Annotated in this window: 15 protein-coding genes; 8 read left to right on the forward strand and 7 right to left on the reverse strand. The window is 61.9% G+C overall.

Annotated elements, in window-relative coordinates:
- Nucleotides 1-162 precede the first annotated feature (162 nt).
- The 5 genes from hrpA (at nt 163) to AB5Y47_RS09085 (ending at nt 9,819) form a co-directional block, all read left to right on the forward strand.
- Nucleotides 163-4,077, forward strand: coding sequence for an ATP-dependent RNA helicase HrpA (gene hrpA / locus AB5Y47_RS09065; RefSeq protein WP_368220161.1), 3,915 nt, complete (start codon nt 163-165; stop codon nt 4,075-4,077).
- 71 nt (nt 4,078-4,148) lie between these two features.
- Complete coding sequence (locus AB5Y47_RS09070; RefSeq protein WP_323920700.1) at nt 4,149-4,979, forward strand: hypothetical protein; 831 nt, start codon at nt 4,149-4,151, stop codon at nt 4,977-4,979.
- 164 nt (nt 4,980-5,143) lie between these two features.
- Nucleotides 5,144-5,431 carry a 50S ribosomal protein L25 gene (gene rplY, locus AB5Y47_RS09075; protein ID WP_010674717.1) on the forward strand — a complete coding sequence of 96 codons (288 nt, stop codon included), beginning with the start codon at nt 5,144-5,146 and terminating at the stop codon, nt 5,429-5,431.
- 204 nt (nt 5,432-5,635) lie between these two features.
- Nucleotides 5,636-8,806: a response regulator gene (locus AB5Y47_RS09080; protein WP_263308978.1), complete on the forward strand. Its 3,171-nt coding sequence runs from the start codon at nt 5,636-5,638 to the stop codon at nt 8,804-8,806.
- On the forward strand, nt 8,803-9,819 hold the full coding sequence (locus AB5Y47_RS09085; RefSeq protein ID WP_368220162.1) for an HD domain-containing phosphohydrolase: 1,017 nt from the start codon (nt 8,803-8,805) through the stop codon (nt 9,817-9,819). Before AB5Y47_RS09080 ends, AB5Y47_RS09085 begins: the two co-directional genes overlap by 4 nt.
- Here AB5Y47_RS09085 and AB5Y47_RS09090 read toward each other — a convergent pair.
- The 4 genes from AB5Y47_RS09090 to AB5Y47_RS09105 form a co-directional block, all read right to left on the reverse strand.
- Nucleotides 9,795-10,439, reverse strand: coding sequence for an MBL fold metallo-hydrolase (locus AB5Y47_RS09090; protein ID WP_368220163.1), 645 nt, complete (start codon nt 10,437-10,439; stop codon nt 9,795-9,797). The two genes, AB5Y47_RS09085 and AB5Y47_RS09090, sit on opposite strands and share 25 nt — an antisense overlap.
- A gap of 27 nt (nt 10,440-10,466) precedes the next feature.
- Nucleotides 10,467-11,567, reverse strand: a complete 1,101-nt coding sequence (gene mnmH, locus AB5Y47_RS09095) for a tRNA 2-selenouridine(34) synthase MnmH (protein WP_368220164.1) — start codon at nt 11,565-11,567, stop codon at nt 10,467-10,469.
- Complete coding sequence (gene selD / locus AB5Y47_RS09100) at nt 11,564-12,601, reverse strand: selenide, water dikinase SelD (protein ID WP_368220165.1); 1,038 nt, start codon at nt 12,599-12,601, stop codon at nt 11,564-11,566. The genes mnmH and selD overlap by 4 nt, the downstream gene beginning before the upstream one ends.
- 348 nt (nt 12,602-12,949) lie before the next feature.
- Complete coding sequence (locus AB5Y47_RS09105) at nt 12,950-14,143, reverse strand: acyltransferase family protein (protein WP_368220166.1); 1,194 nt, start codon at nt 14,141-14,143, stop codon at nt 12,950-12,952.
- Between the two features lie 259 nt (nt 14,144-14,402).
- Between AB5Y47_RS09105 and AB5Y47_RS09110 the strand changes: the two genes are divergently transcribed.
- Nucleotides 14,403-15,047 (forward strand): glutathione S-transferase family protein, encoded by a 645-nt coding sequence (locus AB5Y47_RS09110; RefSeq protein ID WP_201997138.1) that lies wholly within the window; start codon nt 14,403-14,405, stop codon nt 15,045-15,047.
- A 469-nt stretch (nt 15,048-15,516) separates the two neighbouring features.
- On the opposite strand, the gene AB5Y47_RS09115 is transcribed toward AB5Y47_RS09110, so the two are convergent.
- Both AB5Y47_RS09115 and AB5Y47_RS09120 read right to left on the reverse strand, forming a co-directional pair.
- On the reverse strand, nt 15,517-16,710 hold the full coding sequence (locus AB5Y47_RS09115) for a class I SAM-dependent methyltransferase (RefSeq protein WP_336591244.1): 1,194 nt from the start codon (nt 16,708-16,710) through the stop codon (nt 15,517-15,519).
- A gap of 183 nt (nt 16,711-16,893) precedes the next feature.
- On the reverse strand, nt 16,894-18,324 hold the full coding sequence (locus tag AB5Y47_RS09120; protein WP_010674726.1) for a methyl-accepting chemotaxis protein: 1,431 nt from the start codon (nt 18,322-18,324) through the stop codon (nt 16,894-16,896).
- A gap of 85 nt (nt 18,325-18,409) precedes the next feature.
- Between AB5Y47_RS09120 and AB5Y47_RS09125 the strand changes: the two genes are divergently transcribed.
- Complete coding sequence (locus AB5Y47_RS09125) at nt 18,410-18,682, forward strand: acylphosphatase (RefSeq protein ID WP_010674727.1); 273 nt, start codon at nt 18,410-18,412, stop codon at nt 18,680-18,682.
- A 12-nt stretch (nt 18,683-18,694) separates the two neighbouring features.
- On the forward strand, nt 18,695-19,429 hold the full coding sequence (locus tag AB5Y47_RS09130; RefSeq protein ID WP_216944242.1) for a CHAD domain-containing protein: 735 nt from the start codon (nt 18,695-18,697) through the stop codon (nt 19,427-19,429).
- Between the two features lie 71 nt (nt 19,430-19,500).
- Here the strand turns inward: AB5Y47_RS09130 and metG are convergent, their stop codons facing one another.
- On the reverse strand, nt 19,501-21,534 hold the full coding sequence (gene metG, locus AB5Y47_RS09135; RefSeq protein WP_216944243.1) for a methionine--tRNA ligase: 2,034 nt from the start codon (nt 21,532-21,534) through the stop codon (nt 19,501-19,503).
- Between the last annotated feature and the right edge of the window lie 80 nt (nt 21,535-21,614).

Below are 21,614 nucleotides of genomic sequence, written 5' to 3' on the forward strand. Positions count from 1 at the left end.
GCAGGCTCCGGCCTGCTCTTTTCATCCGTGACGGTCATGACGCCTCCGGCTTGATGTGTTGGCGCGGCGCTTTAAGGCTTGCACCGCCCAGCCTCGCTCTTTAGGATCTCCCCCAGCTATCGATATGGCCCTTGATGGGCACTCTTTTAAGGAATTCGTACCTTGTCTCTCTCTATCGAGGCGCTGCGCCGCCGTCTTACCGCCTGCATGAATCTCGACGCCCGCCGTCTCTCCAGTCGACTGCACGGGGTCAAGAAGCTGCCGGAAGCCAAGCAGGCTGCCGTGCTCGAAACCATCGCCGCTGACCTGGATGTGGCACAGGCGCGCTATCAGTCCCGTCTGGCGGGCGTGCCCAAGGTCACCTATCCGGACAATCTGCCAGTCAGCCAGAAGCAAGGGGAGATCGCCAAAGCCATTGAAGAGCATCAAGTGGTGATCATCGCCGGCGAAACCGGCTCGGGCAAAACCACCCAGATCCCCAAGATCTGTCTGGCGCTTGGGCGCGGTGTGAAGGGCTTTATCGGCCACACCCAGCCGCGCCGTCTGGCGGCCCGCACCGTGGCGGCCCGTATTGCCGAGGAGATGGAGTCCGAACTCGGCCACTACGTGGGTTACAAGGTGCGCTTTACTGATCAGGTGAGCGAGCAGACCCACATCAAGCTGATGACCGACGGTATCCTGCTGGCCGAGATCCAGAACGACCGGATGCTGACCCAGTACGACACCATCATCATCGATGAGGCCCACGAGCGCAGCCTCAACATCGACTTCATTCTGGGTTATCTCAAACAGCTGCTGCCAAAGCGCCCCGATCTCAAGGTGATCATCACCTCGGCCACCATTGACCCCCAGCGTTTCTCCCGTCATTTCAACAAGGCGCCGGTGATCGAGGTCTCCGGTCGCACCTATCCGGTGGAGGTGCGTTACCGCCCACTGTTTGTTGATAAAAAAAGCAGTGATAAAAGCGAAGGGCTGGAGGAGCGCGACGAGCTGCAGGGGATCTTCGATGCAGTCGAAGAGCTGGCCCGCGAGGGGCTCGGGGACATCCTCATCTTCATGAACGGCGAGCGGGAGATCCGCGATACCGCCGATGCCCTGCGCAAGCTCAACCTGCGCGATACCGAGGTACTGCCGCTCTACGCCCGCCTCTCCAATGCCGAGCAGAACAAGGTGTTCCAGCAACATGCCGGGCGGCGCATCGTGCTCGCCACCAACGTGGCGGAGACCTCGCTGACGGTGCCGGGCATTCGCTACGTCATCGATCCGGGCACCGCCCGCATCAGCCGCTACTCCTGGCGCACCAAGGTGCAGCGCCTGCCCATCGAGCCGGTCTCCCAGGCCAGCGCCAACCAGCGTAAAGGGCGTTGCGGTCGGGTGGCGGACGGTATCTGTATCCGTCTCTACTCTGAGGAGGATTTCAATAGCCGTCCTGCCTTTACCGACCCCGAGATCCTGCGCACCAACCTGGCCTCGGTCATCCTGCAGATGCTGGCGCTCGGCCTTGGCAATATGGAGGCGTTCCCCTTCGTCGAGCCACCCGAATCGCGCCATATCAAGGACGGTCTGACCCTCTTGAAAGAGCTGGAGGCGGTGAGGGAATTGCCCGCCACCGGCGATCGCGAAGCCAAGCTGCAGCTGACCGAGACCGGTCGCCAACTCTCGCGTATTCCCCTTGATCCGCGTCTGGCGAAGATGGTGATCAGTGCGGCGCAGACCGGTTGCCTGAGCGAGGTGATGGTGATCACCGCCGCCCTCAGCATTCAGGATCCCCGCGAGCGGCCCATGGAGAAAAAGCAGGCCGCCGACGAGCAGCACAGACGTTTTGAAGACAAGGATTCCGACTTCCTCGCTTTTGTTAACCTCTGGAACTATCTGAAAGAGCAGCAGGATGCCCTTGGCAGCAACCCGTTTCGCCGCATGTGCCAGAAGGAGTTTCTCTCCTATCTGCGGGTGCGCGAGTGGCAGGACATTCACTTCCAGCTGCGTCAGACGGTCAAGGAGCTGGGCTTCAAGGCCAACCAAGAACCGGCAGACTTCAAGACGGTGCACTGTGCGCTCTTGACCGGTCTTTTGAGCCATATCGGCAACAAGGATCTGGAAAAGCCCGAGTTTCTCGGGGCCCGCAACGGCCGCTTCCACCTCTTCCCGGCCTCCGGTCTGTTCAAAAAGCCGCCCAAGTGGGTGATGGCCGCTGAGCTGGTGGAGACCTCGCGCCTCTATGCCCGCATCAACGCCAAGATTGAACCCGAGTGGGTGGAGCCGCTGGCGGGGCACCTCATCAAGATACACCACAGCGACCCCCACTGGTCGAAGAAAAATGGCGCCGTGATGGCCAAGGAGAAGGTGACGCTTTATGGCCTGACCCTGGTCAACGAGCGCATCATCAACTTCAGCCGCATCGATCCGGCGCTGTGCCGCGAGCTGTTTATCCGCCGCGCCCTAGTGGAGGGGGATTTCGAGACCCGCCACCGTTTCTTCAGCGATAACCGCAAGCTCCTGGCCGAGGTAGAGGCGCTGGAGCACAAGTCCCGCCGGCGCGACATCCTGGTGGATGATGAGGACTTGTTCCGCTTCTACGATGCCCGTCTGCCGGAGGAGGTGATATCAAGCCGCCACTTTGACAAGTGGTGGAAAGAGGCGCAAAAGCAGGACGCCGAGCTGCTCAACTTCGAAAAAGAGATGTTGATGAAGGGGGATGCGGCCCACATCAGCGATCTCGACTACCCCAACTTCTGGCAGCAGGGGCGCCTCAAGCTCAAGTTGACCTATCAGTTTGAGCCGGGGGAGGCCGCCGATGGCGTGACCCTGCATATACCGCTGCCGCTCCTGAATCAGGTGGAGGTGAAGGGGTTCGAGTGGCTGATCCCGGGGCTGCGTCACGAGCTGTTGGTGGCCCTTATCAAGTCGATGCCCAAGCCGATGCGCAAGAACTTCGTGCCGGCGCCCAACTACGCCGACGCGTTGCTCGCCAGTATCAACCCCGAGCAGGGGCCGCTCTTGGACGAGATGGAGCGTCAGCTGCGCCGCATGACCGGCGTGACCGTGCCCCGTGAATCCTGGGATTGGGCTGCGGTGCCCGATCACCTGAAACTCACCTTCCGTGTGGTGGACGACAAGCACAAGAAGGTGGCGGAAGGCAAGGATCTGGAGGCATTGAAAGAGTCCCTGCGCGGCAAGGTGCAGGAGACCCTGTCGCAAGTGGCGGATGATGACATCGAGCAGTCTGGCCTCACCCTGTGGAGCTTTGGCGAGCTGCCGCAGGAGTACAGCCAGAAGCGGGGCGGGTTCGAGGTGAAAGCCTATCCGGCGTTGGTAGACGAGAAGGATTCGGTCGCCATCCAGCTGGTGGAGAGTCCAGTGGTGCAGCAGCAGCTGATGTGGGCAGGCCAACGCCGGCTGGTGCTGCTCAACGTGCCATCTCCCATCAAGTATCTGCAGGAGAAGTTGCCCAACAAGGCCAAGCTGGGGCTCTATTTCAACCCGTTTGGCAAGGTGGCCGAGCTGATTGACGACTGCATCGCCTGCGGCTGCGACAAGCTGATTGAGCAGCACGGCGGCATGGCTTGGGACGAGGCCGGTTTCGAGGCGCTCAAGGAGTATGTCCGCGCCGAGCTCAACGATGCGGTGGTGGAGGTGGCCAAACAGGTGGAAGCCGTGCTGACCCTCTCTCATGAGATCAAGAAACGGCTCAAGGGCAAGATGCAGCTCGACACCGCCTTTGCCATGTCGGACATCCAGCAGCAGCTCGGCAACCTCATTCACAAGGGCTTTGTCACCGAGACCGGCTGGCAGCGGCTGCCTGACTTGCTGCGCTACCTGCGGGCCATCGAGCGGCGGCTCGAGAAGCTCGCCATCGATCCCAACCGGGATCGGGTCTACATGCTCAAGGTGCACAGCGTGGAGTCGGAGTACAAGGCACTGCTCGCCAAGATCCCCAAATCCCAGCTGATCCCGGCCGAGGTGGCCAATATCCGCTGGATGATCGAGGAGCTGAGAGTCTCCTTCTTCGCCCAGCAACTGGGGACGCCATACCCCATCTCGGATAAACGGGTGCAGAGCGCCATTGCCCAGTGCTAAGCTGCTATCTATCTGTTTTCTGAGCCATAGTGTGAAAGCAACGAGACGCCAAAGGGAAGGGAGGCCGTCATATGCTGGGGATCTGGTTGGGGGTGGCACTGGTCAACATCAGCGGGTATCAACCCATTGCGGAACAAACCTGGGTGCAGCTCAACCCGGAGTTCTATCCGGTGCAGCGCCCCGTGCCGCCCATTTTTGCGGCCTGGCGGGGCAATCAGTTTCCCCCTCTTGAACAGAGAAAGAAGAATGGCCGCTGGCAGATCCTCTTTCCTGCCCGGCTGGTGCCCCCCTTCGATCTGTTCGAAGGGGAGGCCCAGCTCTCCAAGGCTTACCTGGCCAGGCTAAAGCGCATCGATGAGATGGCCTATGGCATGGCGCCCCACCAATCAGTACAGCAAGCCGCCTCCTCGGCCCCCTCGTTCGAAGTCCCGGGCGCTGTCGCCTTTGTCGCCGAGTTCTCCCTGCCCCGGGAGAGGAAGATGCGGATGCCTCTGGGGGAGCCCTTGCTCGCACGGCTTGGGGGGCAGGTCCCCACACAGGCCTTGGCAAGGCAGGGAGATGCACAGCCCATGGCCACCGCAGATTCTGCCCCTGAGCAGGCGACCCTGACTCTTTCCGCCACGGCGGCAGGGGAGGCATCGCGGGTTTGTCATCAGGTGGCGGCGGGAGAAACCCTGTGGCGCATTGCAAGCCAGCTTCAGTCAAAGGAGGCCGGCGGCTCGGATACTTACAGTTATCTGCTGGCGCTGGTGCAGGAAAATCGTGACAGGATGGCCAAAGGGATCCAGGTACAGGCCGGGCAGCGCCTCTATTGCCCGAAAGCGCAGACTCTGGCGCAATTCGATTCCCTGAGCCCGGCCCAGCGACAGCAGCAGTTTGCCCGTCTGGAGCAGGGGCGTTAGGGGATGGCGAGAGGCGTGGTGGAGTGCCTTTTTGCCTAGAGAGGAGTGCCGCGGGTTCTTTCCTTGTATCCCCTCCGGGCCCGTGCTAGTATTCGCGCTCGTTTTGCGAGGTGCTGACCGGTCGCAGTCAACACCATACATTCATCTTAAAAGAGATAATCACTATGTCTTTCGTATTCCAAGCTGAAGTCCGTTCTGACCTGGGGAAAGGTGCGAGCCGCCGCCTGCGTCATGCTGACCTGGTTCCTGCCATCGTTTACGGTGCAGGCAAAGAAGCCGTGTCCGTTACCCTGGACCACAAGAAGCTGATCCTGGCCCAAGAGAAGCCGGAGTTCTACTCCTCCGAGCTGACCCTGGTCATCAACGGTGAAGAAGTCAAAGTGAACGTGAAGGCTATCCAGCGTCACCCGGTTCGCTACAAGCTGGTTCACCTGGATTTCGTTCGCGTCTAATCGACAACGAACTTTCCTGTGAAGAGGCCACCCAATCGGGTGGCCTCTTTGTTTTTACAGCATTTTTTCCGGGAAAATAAAATACTCAAACAGCACTATTGGTCTTTACTTGAAGGCATGATTGACAGCAGGACACGTGTTGTGGTGCTCTGATGTTCAAAAAGTACTCGGGCAAGTCCATTTTTCGGGGCGATGTTGACCGTTATGAAAGGAATCGTACGGACATATATCCTGCTGTTTTCACCTATTCTGCTGTTGGTCCTGGCAGGTGGCTATCTGCTGGGCAATGCACTGATCGAGCGCGAGCTCTATCGCGTTCGCAGCGATGAGAGCACCTTCCTGGCGCTTGCCAGCGGCCGCCTTGACGGCGAGCTGGCGGTGCCGCTGCGCCATGTGCGCAGCATGTCGGAAGAACCCATCCTGCTCGAAGCGGCGGCTCGCAATGACCGTGACACCCTGGCCGTCCAGTTCACCATCCTGCTGAACCGCAATCCCGACTATGCCCAGGTGCGTTGGCTTGCCCCGGATGGCATGGAGCGGGTGCGCATCGATCGCCAGGGCCAGCGTTTGTGGCGTGTGACGGACGACCAGTTGCAGAACAAGGGGGAGCGTTACTACTTTCGCGATGCCATGGCGCTGCCCTGGGAGCGGGTCTACGTCTCGCCGCTCGATCTCAACGTTGAACACGGGGTGATCGATCGCCCCTTCAACCCCATGATCCGCATTGCCAAGCGTCTGCGCCTTGGGGGACGTGATCTTGGTCTGCTGCTAATCAACGTTCAGGCTGCCCGTATGCTCAAGGAGTTTGCCGACAACCGCGGCAAGGCAGCCGATCACATTATGTTGTTCAACCAGGACGGATACTGGCTGCGCAGCCCGGACCCATCCCGGGAGTGGGGCTTCATGCTCGAGCGCCCGGATCTGACTCTGAAGCAGACTTCTCCCCAGGCCTGGCAGGCGTTCTGGGACGCATCAAACGGCCAGATGGAGTCTGCCGACGGACTCTGGAGCTGGACCACCCTGTACCCGGCACAGAATCATGATCAGCTGATCTGGAAAGCCGCGTCCCTGGTGCCGCACAGCGAGCTGCAGGCCATTCGCACTCATATCTGGGGGATCATCTTGGCCGCCAGCGCCGTGCTGCTGCTGTTGTTTGGTGCCGGTGTGGCTGCACTGGTGCGCAGCAGGCACAAGGAGCAACTGGCCCAGCAGGAAGCGGCCAGGTTGGCACAGGTCAAAGGTGATTTCATCGCCAACATGAGCCACGAGATCCGCACCCCCATGAACGCCATCATGGGGCTGACCTACCTGCTCGAACAGGGAGGGCTCGACGATGGTCAACATGCCCTGGTGCGCAAAATCCACCAGGCCGGGCAGGCGCTGCTCGGGATCATCAACGACATCCTTGATTTCTCCAAGATTGAGTCGGGTCGGCTCGAACTTGAACGGGTGCCATTCAGTCTCGAAGAGGTGCTCGATCACGTGGCGGCCATCATGTCCACCTGCGTTGGCCAGAAGCACCTCGAACTGGTGGTGAGCAGTGCCCCCGAGCCGGTTTCCCATCTGATTGGGGACGCCCTGCGCCTCGAGCAGGTGCTGCTCAACCTGACCGGCAATGCCATCAAGTTTACCGAACGCGGCGAGGTGGAGGTCAAGGTTGTGCTGGAATCAGAGCAAGACGGCATGGCCACCTTGCTGTTTCGGGTGCGCGACACCGGGATCGGCATTCCCCCCGAGCAGCAGGCCAACATTTTCAATGCATTCTCCCAGGCAGACTCCTCCACCAGTCGCCGCTTCGGGGGCACCGGGCTTGGTCTGACCATCAGTCGCCGCCTGGTGAATCTGATGGGGGGGGACATCGGCGTCACCAGCGAGCTTGGCAAGGGGAGCGAATTCTGGTTCCGCGTCCGGCTGGAGCAGGTGGAGCGGCCCGAGGCCTTGAACGAGCGCCTGCAGCACATCTCGCTGCTCATCGCCGACGACAATCAGGTGACCCGCGACGCCCTGTCGATGACGGTGGGCTCCCTCGGATGGCAGTCGCGGGTGGTGGAGTCCGGTGAGCAGGCGCTGCACCATCTGCTGCGCCAGGGGGAGCGTTTCGACGTGATCCTGCTCGACTGGATCATGCCGGGCATGGACGGGCTCGAGACCTGCCTGGCCATTCGCCGCGCCTTCGAGCAGCAGGAGCGTTCACCCATCATCATCATGGCGACCGCCTATTCCCAGGATGAACTGATGCACCGCCCCGGCTCGGATCAGGTGGATCTGGTGCTGCACAAACCGGTCACCGGCTCCAGTCTCTACAACGCGGTGGCGCGTCTCATCCACGAGAAGCGCGAGCATGTGGAGCCCCTTGAGAGTGGCCAGCGCCGTCTGCGCCTGCCGGGCGTGCACATACTGCTGGTGGATGACAGCGACATCAACCTGGAGGTGGCTACCCGCTTGTTGCAACGGGAGGGGGCCGAGGTGATGACCGCCATCGATGGGGAGCGAGCCCTGGCCTGCCTGGCAGATCCGGCACGGCGCATCGATCTGGTGCTCATGGATGTGCAGATGCCGGTGATGGATGGGTACGAGGCGACCCGTCGCCTGCGCCTGCTGCCTGGGCGGGAGGAGACTCCCGTGCTGGCTCTCACCGCAGGGGTATTCAAGGATCAGCGGGAGGCGGCATTGGCCTCTGGCATGAACGACTTCATCGCCAAGCCGCTCGATGTGGAGCAGCTCATCGCGACCTTGCTGCGTTATCTGCCGGACGTAGTCCTGCCGCTCACCGTGAGCGACGAGCCACTCCCCCACGAGCCGGTGGCCGGCATCGATATCGATACCGGACTGCGCAACTGGGGTGAAGCCTCGGTCTATCTTAAATACCTGCGGCGTTTTCGCGATGACTACATGACGGTCGGTACCGTGTTGCCGGGTTACATCGCCCAGCACGAGACCGATGCGGCCGCGAGCCTGACCCACAAGCTCAAGGGGGTGGCGGGCAGCCTGTCGCTCACCGATGTGGCGCGTATCAGTGCCGAGTTGAACGAGGCCATCGAGCAGGGGAGCGACACCAGCCAGCTTATCGCACCCTTCCTCGAGGCCCTGGAGCGGGCACAACACTCCATCGATACCTATGCCGGGCGCGAACCGGGCGCGGTCAGCTCCCCGCTGGCCCAGGGGGAAGCACGGGAGGTCTGCCTGCACGCCCTGCATCAGGCCCTGGTGAGCGAGGATCTGGATCTGATTGAGCCGGCGCTGAGCCAGGCAAGGAGTCACTTGCCTTGCGATCTGGTGAGCGAGATAAGCGCAGCCCTGGAGCTGTTCGATATCCCGTTCGCCACCCGCAAGCTGGAGGCATATCTGGAGGATCGGGAGGAACCTGCGCCATGAGTCGACCGCGCGTGCTGATCATCGACGACGAGCCGAGCAACCTCGGGTTGCTGCGGCAAATCCTCAAAGAGGAGTACAACCTCTTCTTTGCCAAAGGGGGAGAGGAGGGGTTGGCCGCCGTGGGGCGTCACGAGCCGGCACTTATCCTGCTGGACGTGCGCATGCCCGACATGGATGGTTACGAAGTGTGCCGCCGGCTCAAGGCCGATCCGGCTCACGCCGGGATCCCGGTGCTCTTTATCACCGCGAGCGACAACGCAGACAGCGAGAGCCAGGGGTTCGAGGCGGGCGGAGTGGATTATATCTACAAGCCGGTCTGTCCGAGCACGGTGCGTGCCCGGGTGCGCAATCATCTCTCCCTGGTGCGCCTCGATCAGCTCGAGTGCAGCTATCGCACCGCCATCGTCATGCTGAGCGAGGCGGGCCACTACAACGACACCGATACCGGGGTGCATATCTGGCGCATGGCCGCTTACGCCCGGGCCCTGGCTGATGCGGCTGGCTGGAGCCCGGAGCAGTCGGATCTGCTGGAGCTGGCGGCCCCCATGCACGACATGGGCAAGATTGGTATCCCTGACCACATACTCAAGAAGCCCGGTCCTCTCACCGAGGAGGAGTGGGCCATCATGCGAAGTCACCCACGCATCGGTTACGAGATCCTGAGGCGATCCGATGCCCCCATCTTTCGCATGGCGGCGGAGATTGCCCTGCACCACCACGAGAAATGGGACGGCTCGGGCTACCCCGCTGGCGAGACCGGTGAGGGGATCCCCGAGGCGTCGCGGATCGTGGCCATCGCCGACGTCTTTGACGCCCTGAGCGTGCGTCGTCCCTACAAGGAGCCCTGGCCCCTGGACCGGGTGCTGACCACCATGCGCGATGGCTCCGGCCAGCACTTCGATCCCCGGCTGCTCTCCCGTTTTCTCGAGATCATGCCGGAGATCTTGCGCCTCAAGGCGCAATGGGATGCCCGCGAGGAGCGGGGGGATTACCAGATGGGCTGTGTCAGATAGGGATTGCTGGCCCGTTCGTGACCAAAGGTGGAGCTCGGGCCATGGCCCGGAATAAAGACGATCTCATCCCCGAGCGGCAGCAGGGTCTCGGTGATCGACTTGATCAGCGTCCCGTGATCCCCGCGCGGGAAATCGGTGCGGCCTATGCTGCCGGCAAAGAGCACATCCCCCACCCATGCGAGGCGTTCTGCCTGGCAGAGCAGCACGATGTGGCCCGGAGTGTGGCCCGGGCAGAAATAGACATCCAGCTCGCACCGGCCCAGCTGCACCTTGTCACCCTGTGCAAGCCAGTGATCGGGGGTGAAGGCCGGTGTGTGGGAGAAGCCGAACATCTGGCTCTGCTGGGGCAGGATATCGAGCCAGAAGGCATCCTCCTTGTGGGGGCCGGTAATGGCGACATCGGTTCTCTCGCGCAGCTCGGCGGCGGCGCCCACGTGATCCAGATGGCCGTGAGTCAGCAGGATATGGGTGAGGGTCAGCCCCCGTTTGGCGATGGCGGTCAGCAGCTTGTCTGCTTCGCCGCCCGGATCGATGAGGGCGGCCTGATGGGTCTCATCACACCAGATAAGGGAGCAGTTCTGGGCAAACTGGGTGACCGGGATCACCTCGAATTTCAACATATGGGGTCCTCTTGATGGGCCGCTGATTCAGGCGCGCTGCTTGGCAAAGAAGTCGAGACAAGCCTGCTTGTCACCCTGGAAGATGATGCGCTCGCGCTTGTTGTCCAGCTGATAGCGGTACATGGGGTCATAGTAGCGAGTCAGCAGCAGTCTGATCCAGACCAGATGGGCGCGGGTGTCCCCGCTCTGGGCCTGTTCCCTGAGGGCGGCCTGCAACAGCCCATCGAGTTCGCGATAATCCTTGTCACCGAGTCGGCGCTTGAGCCTGGCCATGGCGTCGGTGAGGTAGCCGGCAAAGAGGGGCCAGCCTGCATCTGGCCCATGGAACTCCAGATAGCGCAGCCAGAGATCCTGCACGTAATCGGTGCGGATCTGCTCGGCCCGTGCCTCCTGCGGCACCTCCACCACCACCAGAGGAGCCCGGCACATGGCCTCATAGAGGTTGAGTGGCAGGGCGCAGCGACCGATGAGACGGCTCTCGTCTTCCAGGACAAACTGTGACTCTCCCCGGTTGCGACGCTGAAGCAGCTCGATGGCAAGCCGATTTTCGAAGTCGATGTTGCCGGGTTGCCCACCCGGCAGTTGGCCAAACGACGACCCCCTGTGACGGGCGTGCCCTTCCAGATCCACCGCCTGGGTGATGTGCGCCAGCATGTGGGTCTTGCCGGAGCCGGTCATGCCGGTCAGCACGGTCCAGTCGCACTCTGCACTGGCCTTCGCCTGGGTGTCGATGAGAAAGTGGCGCAGCGCCTTGTAGCCGCCCGCGACCCGGGGGCGGGTGACGCCGGCCTCGGCCAGCCACTGCTGCACTGTCTGGGAGCGCAGGCCGCCGCGAAAACAGTAGAGCAGGGCGTCGGGTTGCTGGCGCAACCTGGCCAGCCAGCCTTCCATGCGCGCGGCGCGCACCGCGCCTCCCACCAGTTGATGGCCCAGGGTGATGGCTGCGGCCTGACCCTCCTGCTTGTAACAGGTACCGACCCGGGCACGCTCCTCGTCCGTCATCAGCGGCAGGCTGACGGCGGTGGGAAAGGCCCCTTCCTTGAACTCGACCGGGGCGCGCAGATCGATGAGTGGAACCTCATCCAGAAAGATCCGGGCGTAATCCGTGGCCAGTGGCAGGGCACTCATTGGACAACCTCGATGAACTGGTTGCCGGTGCAGGCCTGCAACTGGCCGATGGGAGAGAGGGTCAGCCCTGCCTGTGCGGCAATGGCAAGGAGCTCGGCTTCACTTTCTTTACCGACGGCTACCAGCAGGCCGCCGCTGGTCTGCGGGTCGCACAGGATGTTGCGGGTGCGATCATCCATGGCGCCCAGCTTGTCACCATAGGAGTCGAAGTTGCGCAGGGTACCGCCCGGTACGCAGCCCTCACTCAGGTAGTAATCCACCTCGTCCAGCAGCGGCAGCGCCTTGAAGTCCAGACGGGCACTGACGCCGGAACCTTCGCACATCTCCAGCAGGTGGCCTGCCAGCCCAAAACCGGTCACGTCGGTCATGGCGTGCACGCCGGGTAAGGCGGCGAAGCGCTGGCCAATTTTGTTGAGGGTGCACATGGCATCCGGGGCCAGTTGCTCATGCTCGGGCTTGAGCTTGCCCTTCTTCTGGGCGGTAGTGAGGATACCGATGCCAAGGGGCTTGGTCAGATAGAGGGTGTCACCCACCTTGGCGGTGTCGTTCTGCTTGATGGCATTGAGCGGCACGATACCGGTCACCGCGAGGCCGAAGATGGGCTCGGGGGCATCGATGCTGTGGCCGCCGGCCAGAGAAATACCCGCTTCGTGGCACACCTGGCGGCCGCCGTCGATCACCTGCTGGGCCACTTCAGGTGCGAGTATGTTGATGGGCCAGCCAAGGATGGCGATGGCTACGATGGGTTTGCCACCCATGGCGTAGATATCGCTGATGGCGTTGGTGGCGGCGATGCGGCCGAAGGTGAAGGGATCATCGACGATGGGCATGAAGAAGTCGGTGGTGGAGACGATACCCTGACCGTTGCCGATATCGACCACGGCGGCGTCATCCTTGCTGCTGTTGCCGACCACCAGGGTGGGGTCGTCAAAGCCCGGGATCTGGCTCTTCAAGATGGTGTCGAGCACCTTGGGGGAGATTTTGCAACCGCAGCCAGCGCCGTGGCTGTATTGGGTCAGACGAATGGAAGACATGCTTTCCCCTTGTGTGGGCAGACTTGCGTGTGCCAATAACTGCTGTGGCACCGTCAAATGTGCGCGCAAAAATAGGGTGGCCCTGGCGGCCTGTGAACACAGTGATGTCAGGCTGCCTGGCAGGACGGGAGGAGGGCAAGGATGCGCCGGCGAAGCCCCGCCGAGGACCACAGGACGGGCCATTATGCCACAGACGGCCCTCTTGATTCGAACTGGAATTCACACAAAGCACAGGGGATTGTCGGGTTCAAAAAGAGCCGTACTCTTCGCCTTGGTCAGGCTAGTCCCACTTTGAGCCGCCCCGACGGCGTGCCGGTCTTGCATCGGGGCAGCATGTGGTGACGGAAGCTAGCCAGCTTGCTCCATCACTGGTTGGGGAGCCTTGCCTAGCCGGCGCAGTCGCCGTTGCAGCGGCCGCTCCAGCAGGGTGTAGCTCAGCGTCGAGAGCCCGATCAGCACGGCGAGCATCAACAGGGTGGCCAGCACGCCCAGCAAGGGGTTGGTCTGGGCGTACCACCACGCGGTGAGCCCCGGCGCCAGAGAGTGGACAAGCTCGCAGCCGGTGAGCAACACCAGGGCGTGGAGCAGGTAGATGGAGTAGGAGAGATCCCCTAGCCAATTAGTGAAGCGGTTGTCCAGGAGGCGCAGCAGCGGGCTCTGGCGATCGCCCTGGCAGGCGGCAATCCAGATCAGCAACACGTAGGCGCTGATCAGTAGCAGGGTCAACAACGGTGTCATGGTGAACTGCATCAGAGCGAAGGGGAGCAGAAAGGCGAGCAGCAGCGGCAGATCTTGCTGCATCATGGACCACTGGCGGGCAGCCTTCACCTTCGGCAGCAGCCAGAGGCCGAGCACGAATTCACTCACCCCGCGCCCGATGGCCAGCGCCCCGCTGGTGACATCCAGGGTACCCCGGCTGTGCACGATAAAGGCCAGCACCGTCAGGGCCAGCAAGGGGGCGAGGTTGCTCCAGCGGCTGCGGGTGACGGCGAAGGAAATGAGCAGCGGAAACAGCAGATAGCTAATCCACTCCACGCTGAGGGACCAGGCGGCGAAGTTCCAGGTCAATCCGTGATCGGTCACCACCTGCAGCAGCAACAGGCTGCTTGGCAGCGCCTCGGCCGGGGTAAAGGGTGAGCCGAACGGAGGCATTCCTTCCCACTCCCACATCTTGAACAGGGGACCGGCGTAGAAGCCAATCCCATGGTGGGCCTTGTAGAGCTCCCAGCCAACCAGCAGCAGCAGGGTCACCAGGTAGAGGGGATACACCCGGGTCAGCCGCAGCCAGAGGAAGCGGCCATAACTTATGGTGCGGGGCGTGTGGGGCGTGCGGGCGAAGGCCTCCCCGTAGACGTGGGCCAGCACCAGCCCGCTCAAAATAAAGAAGAGATCGACCCAGAGGTAGCCGTTCTCGATGAGTTGGGTGTGGCCTGCGATCGACTCCATCCACTGGGGAAAGAGCAGCAAGCGGGCATGGAACAGCACCACCATCAGGGCAGCGATGCCCCGCAGCGGCGTCAACAGCGGCAATGATTGATTCATGACGGGATCCTTGATGATGTTCAGCTTGGCCTGACATCGATTTTTGTTGTGGTGCCGCTCATCAACCCTGATGAGTCGGCAGCCCCGGCTTGGCGGCCACAGGCGGGATCACCCTACCTAAAAGAGAGTCATACGAGTGTGATTGCCGTCATGAATGGGCGTTTATCATCCCAGAACCAGCATGGGATAGGGACGCATCGAAAATAGAGAGGGGATCTAGACTAGGGAAGTCATCCCTCTGAGCGTCAGGAACATCCTCATGAAACTCTATGCCCACCCCTTTTCGTCCTACAGCCAGAAAGTGCTGATCGCTCTCTACGAGAATGCCACCCTGTTCGAATACCGGAACCTCGAAGAGCCAGCGGCCAGCGCCGAACTTGCCGCCCTTTGGCCACTCAAGCGCTTCCCGGTGTTGCTGGATGATGGTCGCTGCATCCTCGAGAGCAGCACCATCGTCGCCCATCTGCAGGCGCACCATCCGGGCCCCGTCAGCCTGATCCCGCCCGGCGATGCGGGTCTGGAGGTGCATATGCTGGATCGCGTCTTCGACAACTATGTGATGACGCCGATGCAAAAAGTGGTGCTGGATGCGCTGCGCCCGGTCGCGGATCGTGACAGCTATGGCGTAGCGGAGGCCCGCGAGCTGCTCAATCAGATCTACCCCTGGCTTGATCAGCGACTGGAAGGACGCCACTGGATTGCCGGCGCAGACTTCACGCTGGCCGATTGCGCCGCCGCCCCCTCGCTCTTCTACGCCGACTGGGCCCACGAGATCCCGGCTGACTATGGCCGTCTGCGTGCCTATCGCGCCCGTCTGCTCAATCATCCCTCCATCGTGCGGGTGGTGGAGGAAGCGAGGCCATTTCGACACTACTTCCCGCTGGGCGCGCCAGCGCGTGATTGAGCGGGATGACTTGTGGTGGGCGAGTATTGTCGCCCCAGGCAATGTGCGAGGCGGACAGGGGCATGGCGTGATCCATTGCAGGGGAAAACAGCAATATTCATTAAAATGAGTGGATATGCGTATATGGCTGATATTTCCCCGAGGGTTTTTGAATTTTGATGCGTAATATTTCATGCTTTTGCATAAAAAAATGCCGGGCATGTCTCTGCTGGCGGGTTGTGTATGCCATGCCTGGGGTGAAAGAGAGATGAGAATCGGGTTAACGATACGGCAACCTTTGATTGAGGATGGCTGTCGTCAGTCGAAGAGGAGGGATGGGGGCAGCAATCGCTGTTGGTGGCAAAGTCGGGGGGAGGTTGTCTCTTTGGCGGCCGCATAAAAAAGCCCGCTACGATCGCGGGCTTCTTGATGGCTTGCCGGACCCGGATCTGGAACCGGGGACAAGGGGGGCAGCGCTGGTCTGCTCGGCTTAGCGGGCGCGCACCACCAGTCCCTTGAGGTAGAAGCCTTCCGGATAGGCGGTGCCGATGGGGTGATCGGATGCTTGGGACAAGAGTTCCAGGATCTGGGCATCACGGCCTGCATCGAGGGCCGCATCGGCCACTATCTTCTGGAACAGGCTCTGCTCCATCAGGCCGGAGCAGGAGTAGGTCAGCAGCACGCCACCCGGCGCCAACAGCTGGAACGCCAGCATGTTGATGTCCTTGTAGCCGCGGCAGGCGCCCAGTAGCTGGGCCTTGCTCTCGGCAAACTTGGGCGGGTCCAGCACGATGACATCGAACTTCTCGCCCTTTTCGCGATATTCGCGCAAGAGCTTGAAGACGTCGTGACGCACGAAGTGGGTGTTGCTGGTATCGAGACCGTTCAGTTCGGCGTTCTGGCGGGCGATGTCCAGCGCATTCTGGGAGAGATCGACGTTGACTACCTCCTTGGCGCCGCCCTGGAGGGCATAGACCCCGAAACCGCCGGTGTAGCAGAAGCAGTTGAGCACCCGCTTGCCTTCAGTGTATTTCGCTGCGGCAAGGCGGTTATCCCGCTGATCCAGATAGAAACCCGTCTTGTGACCGTTGCGAATATCGACCAGGATCTTGACGCCGCCATTCTCCTCGATGACCACGGGGTCGGTCGGGGTCTCGCCATGGATGACGCCGGTGCGCTCCTTCAGCCCTTCCTTCTTGCGTACCGCCACGTCGGAGCGCTCATAGATGCTGCACTCGGGGTAGAGGGTACGCAGGGCTTGCGTGATCAGCTCGCGCTGGAACTCGGCACCGGCGGAGAGGATCTGGCACACCAGGAAGTCGGCGTAGCGGTCGATGGTGAGGCCCGGCAGACCGTCGGATTCGGCGGCGCAGAGGCGATAGCCGGTGAGGCCCTGACGCTTGATGAGCCCGTCACGGGACTCCTGCGCATATGTGAGGCGACGGATGAAGAAGTCGAGATCGACGCTCTCATCCTTGTCGAAGGTCCAGACCCGGGCACGGATCTGGGAGCTGCCGGACCAGGCGCCACGGGCGAGCCATTTGCCGTCATGGGTGAAGATCTCGACGGTATCGCCGTCAACGGGGTTGCCCTGCACCCGCTCAATGCCCTTGGAGAAGATCCAGGGGTGGCGACGCAGCAGGGATTTTTCGCGGCCTTTGACGAGATAGATGGAAGCGCTCATGGGTAGTTGCCGATGGTAGAAAAGAAGGGGGCATATAGTAGGGGCTGTGAGGGTAGGCACGCAAGCCGCGTCTACCGGGATCCGTGCATCCTCACGCGGTCAGGGTCGAACGGGCTGTTTCGCGCGTCCCCAGCGCTTGGCCCAGACATGGCAGGCCATCTGGACGATGGCCTGCCGGAGTGGTCAGATCCGCAGGCCGGTGAGCGCCTGACCGAGTTCGCTGGCGGTTCCCTTGAGGCCGGTGGTGCCGGCGACCGCCGCGCTGGCGGACTCCTCCACCCGGCTTGCCTCGTGGCGCACCTTGTCGAGGTTGCGGGTGATCTCCTCTGCCACCGAACTCTGCTCTTCGCTGGAGGTGGCGATCTGGGTGCTCATCTCCAGGACCGCATCGCTGTGGTTGCTGAGCCGCTCGATGTCCATGCCCACCTCGGTGATGAGCTGCTGGCTGTCGGCGGCGCGCCCCACCGTCTTCTCCATGATGTCGTTCAGCGCCCCGGTCCCGGCCTGGAGCTCCTCGATCATCTGCTGGATCTCCACCGTGGCCTGCTGGGTGCGGCTGGCGAGGGTGCGCACCTCGTCGGCCACCACCGCAAAGCCGCGTCCCTGTTCACCAGCCCGGGCGGCCTCGATGGCAGCGTTGAGGGCCAGCAGGTTGGTTTGCTGGGAGATGGCGTTGATGACGTTGACCACTTCGTTGATGCGATTGGCGTTGTGAGTCAGCCGCTCGACCGCGCCCGAGGCATTGCCAATCTCGTCCGCCAGGGTGCGGATGGCGGTGATGGTGCGTGCCACCCGCTGTGCCCCGTGAGTCGCCTCGTCGCTGGACTGGCGGGTTTGCAGCAGGGTGTCGTTGGCGTTGCGGGCCACTTCCCGGATGGCGGCGGACATCTGCTCCATGGCGGCGGCCAGGGAGTCCATGTGCTGGCGTTGGGCGCGGGCAAGCTGCTCGCCGTCGCTGGCATGCTCGCGAAATTCGTCTGCGGCCAGGGTAAGGGCATCGGCGGACTCTTCCACCAGTTGCACTATCTTGTGCTGGCGGTCGGTGAAGGTGTCGATGCTGCCCGCCAGAATGGAGAACTCGTCGCGCACCGGGAAGAAATTGAGCCGGAAGGTGAGATCGCCGTTCGCCACCGTCTGCAATGCCTTGTTGGTGGAGTAGAGCGCCCCCGAGACGAAGGTCATCAGATAGTGGGTGATGAGGGCCAGCAGGGCGGCCAGCACCGCGATGATGGTGAGCGTGGTGCCCTGACCATCCCAGAGGGCGTAGTGACTCGTATCCAGGGTGCCGGAGACGACGCCCGCCTGTCCTGCGCTGGCGCCATAGCGATAGATGTCCCCCTGCTGGCTAAGGCCGGTGGCGGCGCCAGGCGTGAGTACGAGATCCGCGGGCAGGGTAAGGGTCGGCTGCTGGCTCACCAGCTGGGCCGTGGTCTCGACCCGCCCTTTTAGCTGATCCACTCTGAGCTGCATCGCCTGATCATGGCCGTCGGCCAGCAGATACCAGGTGAGGAAGGCGATGAACACCAGGGGGCACCAGAAGGTGATGAGAAATTTCTCGCTGATCGTGAGGTGAATGAGATAACGGTCAACCCACCGAAACTTTACTTCTTTCATAATGGTATTGCGTCCTGCAAGGGGAAGAGAGTGTCGCGCTCATTATCGCCCCGGGGAAAAATTACTTAAGGGAAAGGTGTGATAAATGGGAGAGCAATCGTTTGTCGTGCGGGTGTGGGGTCAGGTTCAGGGGGTGGGGTTTCGCTACTTCACCCGGGAGCGGGCGCTGCAACTGGGGCTGCGGGGGCATGCCTACAACCTGGAAGATGGCTCGGTGGAGATCCTGATTGCCGGTCCCGAACAGAAGGTACAGATGATGCTGGGCTGGCTTGAGCACGGGCCCCGAACCGCCACCGTCACCCGAATGGAGTGCACCCAGGCGTTGCCACCCACCGGAACCGGTTTTCATACCAACTAGCCGGGAGGGTTCATGGGGGAGAGCGGGATTGCGCAGGCCAACCGGCTCGTTGGGCAATATCGGGGGGCGACCCTGGCACTGCGCGAGCACAAGGGGATGGAAGAGGTGCATGCCTACCGGATAGCGGCCCGCCGCCTGCTGGCGCTGCTCGCCCTGTGGCGACCCCTCATTCATGAGCCCGAGCTGGAGCGGCAATTGACCCGTGCCGTCGGCACGCTCTCCGCCCTGCGCGATGCCCAGGTCTATGCGCAGCATCATGGTGGCTCGCTTCGGCAGAACCGCTTGCCACGGGTCCCCCTGTTGACCGGCCCGCTGGCCCGTTGGCTGGCCCGACTGGAAGAGGTACCCGTCGGTGTCGATCTCTTGCCGCTGTTTCAGCTGCATCTGGCGCTGTCACTGTCGGATGCACTGGCTAAGACCACCTCCCTTCCTGTGGGCATCAGGGCGAAACTTCGGTGCTGGCACCGGCTGCGTCTGGTGCTGAAACAGGCGCGCTACGGGATGGAGCTGCTGACGGCACAGGGGGGAGGGGATCCGGCCTGGTTGTCCATGCTGGTGAGCTGGCAGGAGCGGCTTGGGCAATTGCAGGACAGGCGCCAATGGCTCAGACGCCTTGGGGGCGAAACGGGGCGGGGCCAGCAACGGCGAGCCCTGAAAACAGAGATCCGCTGCCAACTACTGCAACTGGATTGCCATCAGGCGGAGCTGGTCGGCCTTCGCATGGCATTGCTGCAGAGCGGGCAGTAAGCACCCCACAAGATAAAAAAAGAGAGGCCATTGGCCTCTCTTTTCATTGGGACTGTCCGGGAAGGGGCGTATTACTTCACGCGCATGCCCGGCTGAGCACCTTCCTGGGGCTCGAGGATCCAGAGATCCTCGCCGCCCGGACCTGCCGCCAGCACCATGCCTTCGGACATGCCAAAGCGCATCTTGCGCGGGGCCAGGTTGGCCACCATCACGGTCAGCTTGCCTTCCAGATCTTCCGGGTTGTAGGCGGACTTGATACCGGCAAAGACCTGACGGGTTTCGCCGCCGATATCCAGCTGCAACTTCAGCAGCTTCTCGGCTTCCGGCACCGCTTCGGCTTTCTTGATCAGCGCCACCCGCAGGTCAATCTTGGCAAAGTCGTCGTAGGTGATGGTCTCGCTGATGGGATCGTCCACCAGGGGGCCTGCCGGCTTCTTGCTCTGCTCCTTGGCGAGATCTTCCTTGGACGCTTCCACCATGGCATCCACCTTGGCGGACTCGATGCGGGAGAAGAGTGCCTTGAAGGGGGCGACGCCGTGGTCGACCAGAGGGGCGGCGATGCCATCCCAGGTCAGGGTTTCGCCAAGGAAGGCTTCGGCGCGCTCGGCCAGTTGCGGCATGACGGGCTTCAAGTAGGCCATCAGCACGCGGAACAGGTTGATGCCGACGGAGCAGACGGCTTGCAGCTCGGCATCCGCCCCTTCCTGCTTGGCGATGACCCAGGGAGCCTTGTCGTCCACATAGCGGTTGGCCTTGTCGGCCAGGGCCATGATCTCGCGGATGGCGCGGCTGAATTCGCGCGCTTCATAGGCTTCGGCGATGCTGGCGCTGGCGTTGGCAAACTCGGCGTAGAGTGCGGGCTCGGCGCAGGTGGCGGCCAGCTTGCCGTCAAAACGCTTGGCGATAAAGCCGGCGTTGCGAGAGGCCAGGTTGACCAGCTTGTTGACCACGTCGGCGTTGACGCGGGAGACGAAGTCTTCGAGGTTCAAGTCCAGATCGTCGATGCGGCTGTTGAGCTTGGCGGCGTAGTAGTAACGCAGGCACTCCGGATCCAGGTGCTTGAGATAGGTGGACGCCTTGATGAAGGTGCCCTTGGACTTGGACATCTTGGCGCCGTTGACGGTCACATAGCCGTGAACATTGACCTTGGTCGGCTTGCGGAAGTTCGCGCCTTCCAGCATGGCCGGCCAGAACAGGCAGTGGAAGTAGGCGATGTCCTTGCCGATGAAGTGATAGAGCTCGGCGTCGGAGTCCGCTTTCCAGTAGCTGTCGAAGTCGATGTCGCCGCGCTTGTTGCACAGGTTCTTGAACGACGCCATGTAGCCGATGGGGGCGTCCAGCCAGACATAGAAGTACTTGCCGGGGGCACCGGGAATTTCGAAGCCGAAGTAGGGGGCGTCACGGGTGATGTCCCACTGCTGCAGGCCGCTTTCGAACCACTCTTGCATCTTGTTGGCCATCTCTTCCTGGATGGCGCCGGAGCCGCGTACCCAGTCGGCGAGCCAGGCTTCGAACTGGGGCAGGTCGAAGAAGTAGTGCTCGGAGTCCTTCATCACCGGGGTCGCACCGGAGACGGCGGATTTCGGATCAATCAGCTCGGTCGGGCTGTAGGTGGCGCCGCAAGCGTCGCAGTTGTCACCGTACTGATCGGGGGACTTGCACTTGGGGCAGGTGCCCTTGACGAAGCGATCCGGCAGGAACATGGATTTTTCCGGATCGAACAGTTGGGAGATAGTGCGGATCTTGATTTTGCCTGACTCTTTGAGGCGGCCATAGATCACGCCCGCCAGCTCGCGGTTCTCGTCACTGTGGGTGGAGTGGTAGTTGTCGAAGCTGATGTTGAAACCGGCAAAATCCCCCTGGTGCTCCTGGGAGACGGCGGCAATCATCTCTTCCGGCGAGATCCCCATCTGCTGAGCCTTGAGCATGATGGGCGTACCGTGGGCATCGTCGGCACAGACGAAATGCACCTGATGGCCACGCATTCGCTGATAACGAACCCAGATATCGGCCTGGATGTGTTCCAGCATGTGGCCGAGATGGATGGAGCCGTTGGCATAGGGGAGGGCGCAGGTTACCAGCATTCTACGAGGATCAGTTGCCATAATACGTTCTTTATGTGCCTGTTGGGATGATACAGTGCCGTGCATGTTACCCGAATTGGGGGCGGCCTGCCTAGGGTTGT

The sequence above is a fragment of the Aeromonas sp. R7-2 genome (assembly GCF_040908105.1).
Lineage (GTDB): Bacteria > Pseudomonadota > Gammaproteobacteria > Enterobacterales > Aeromonadaceae > Aeromonas > Aeromonas caviae.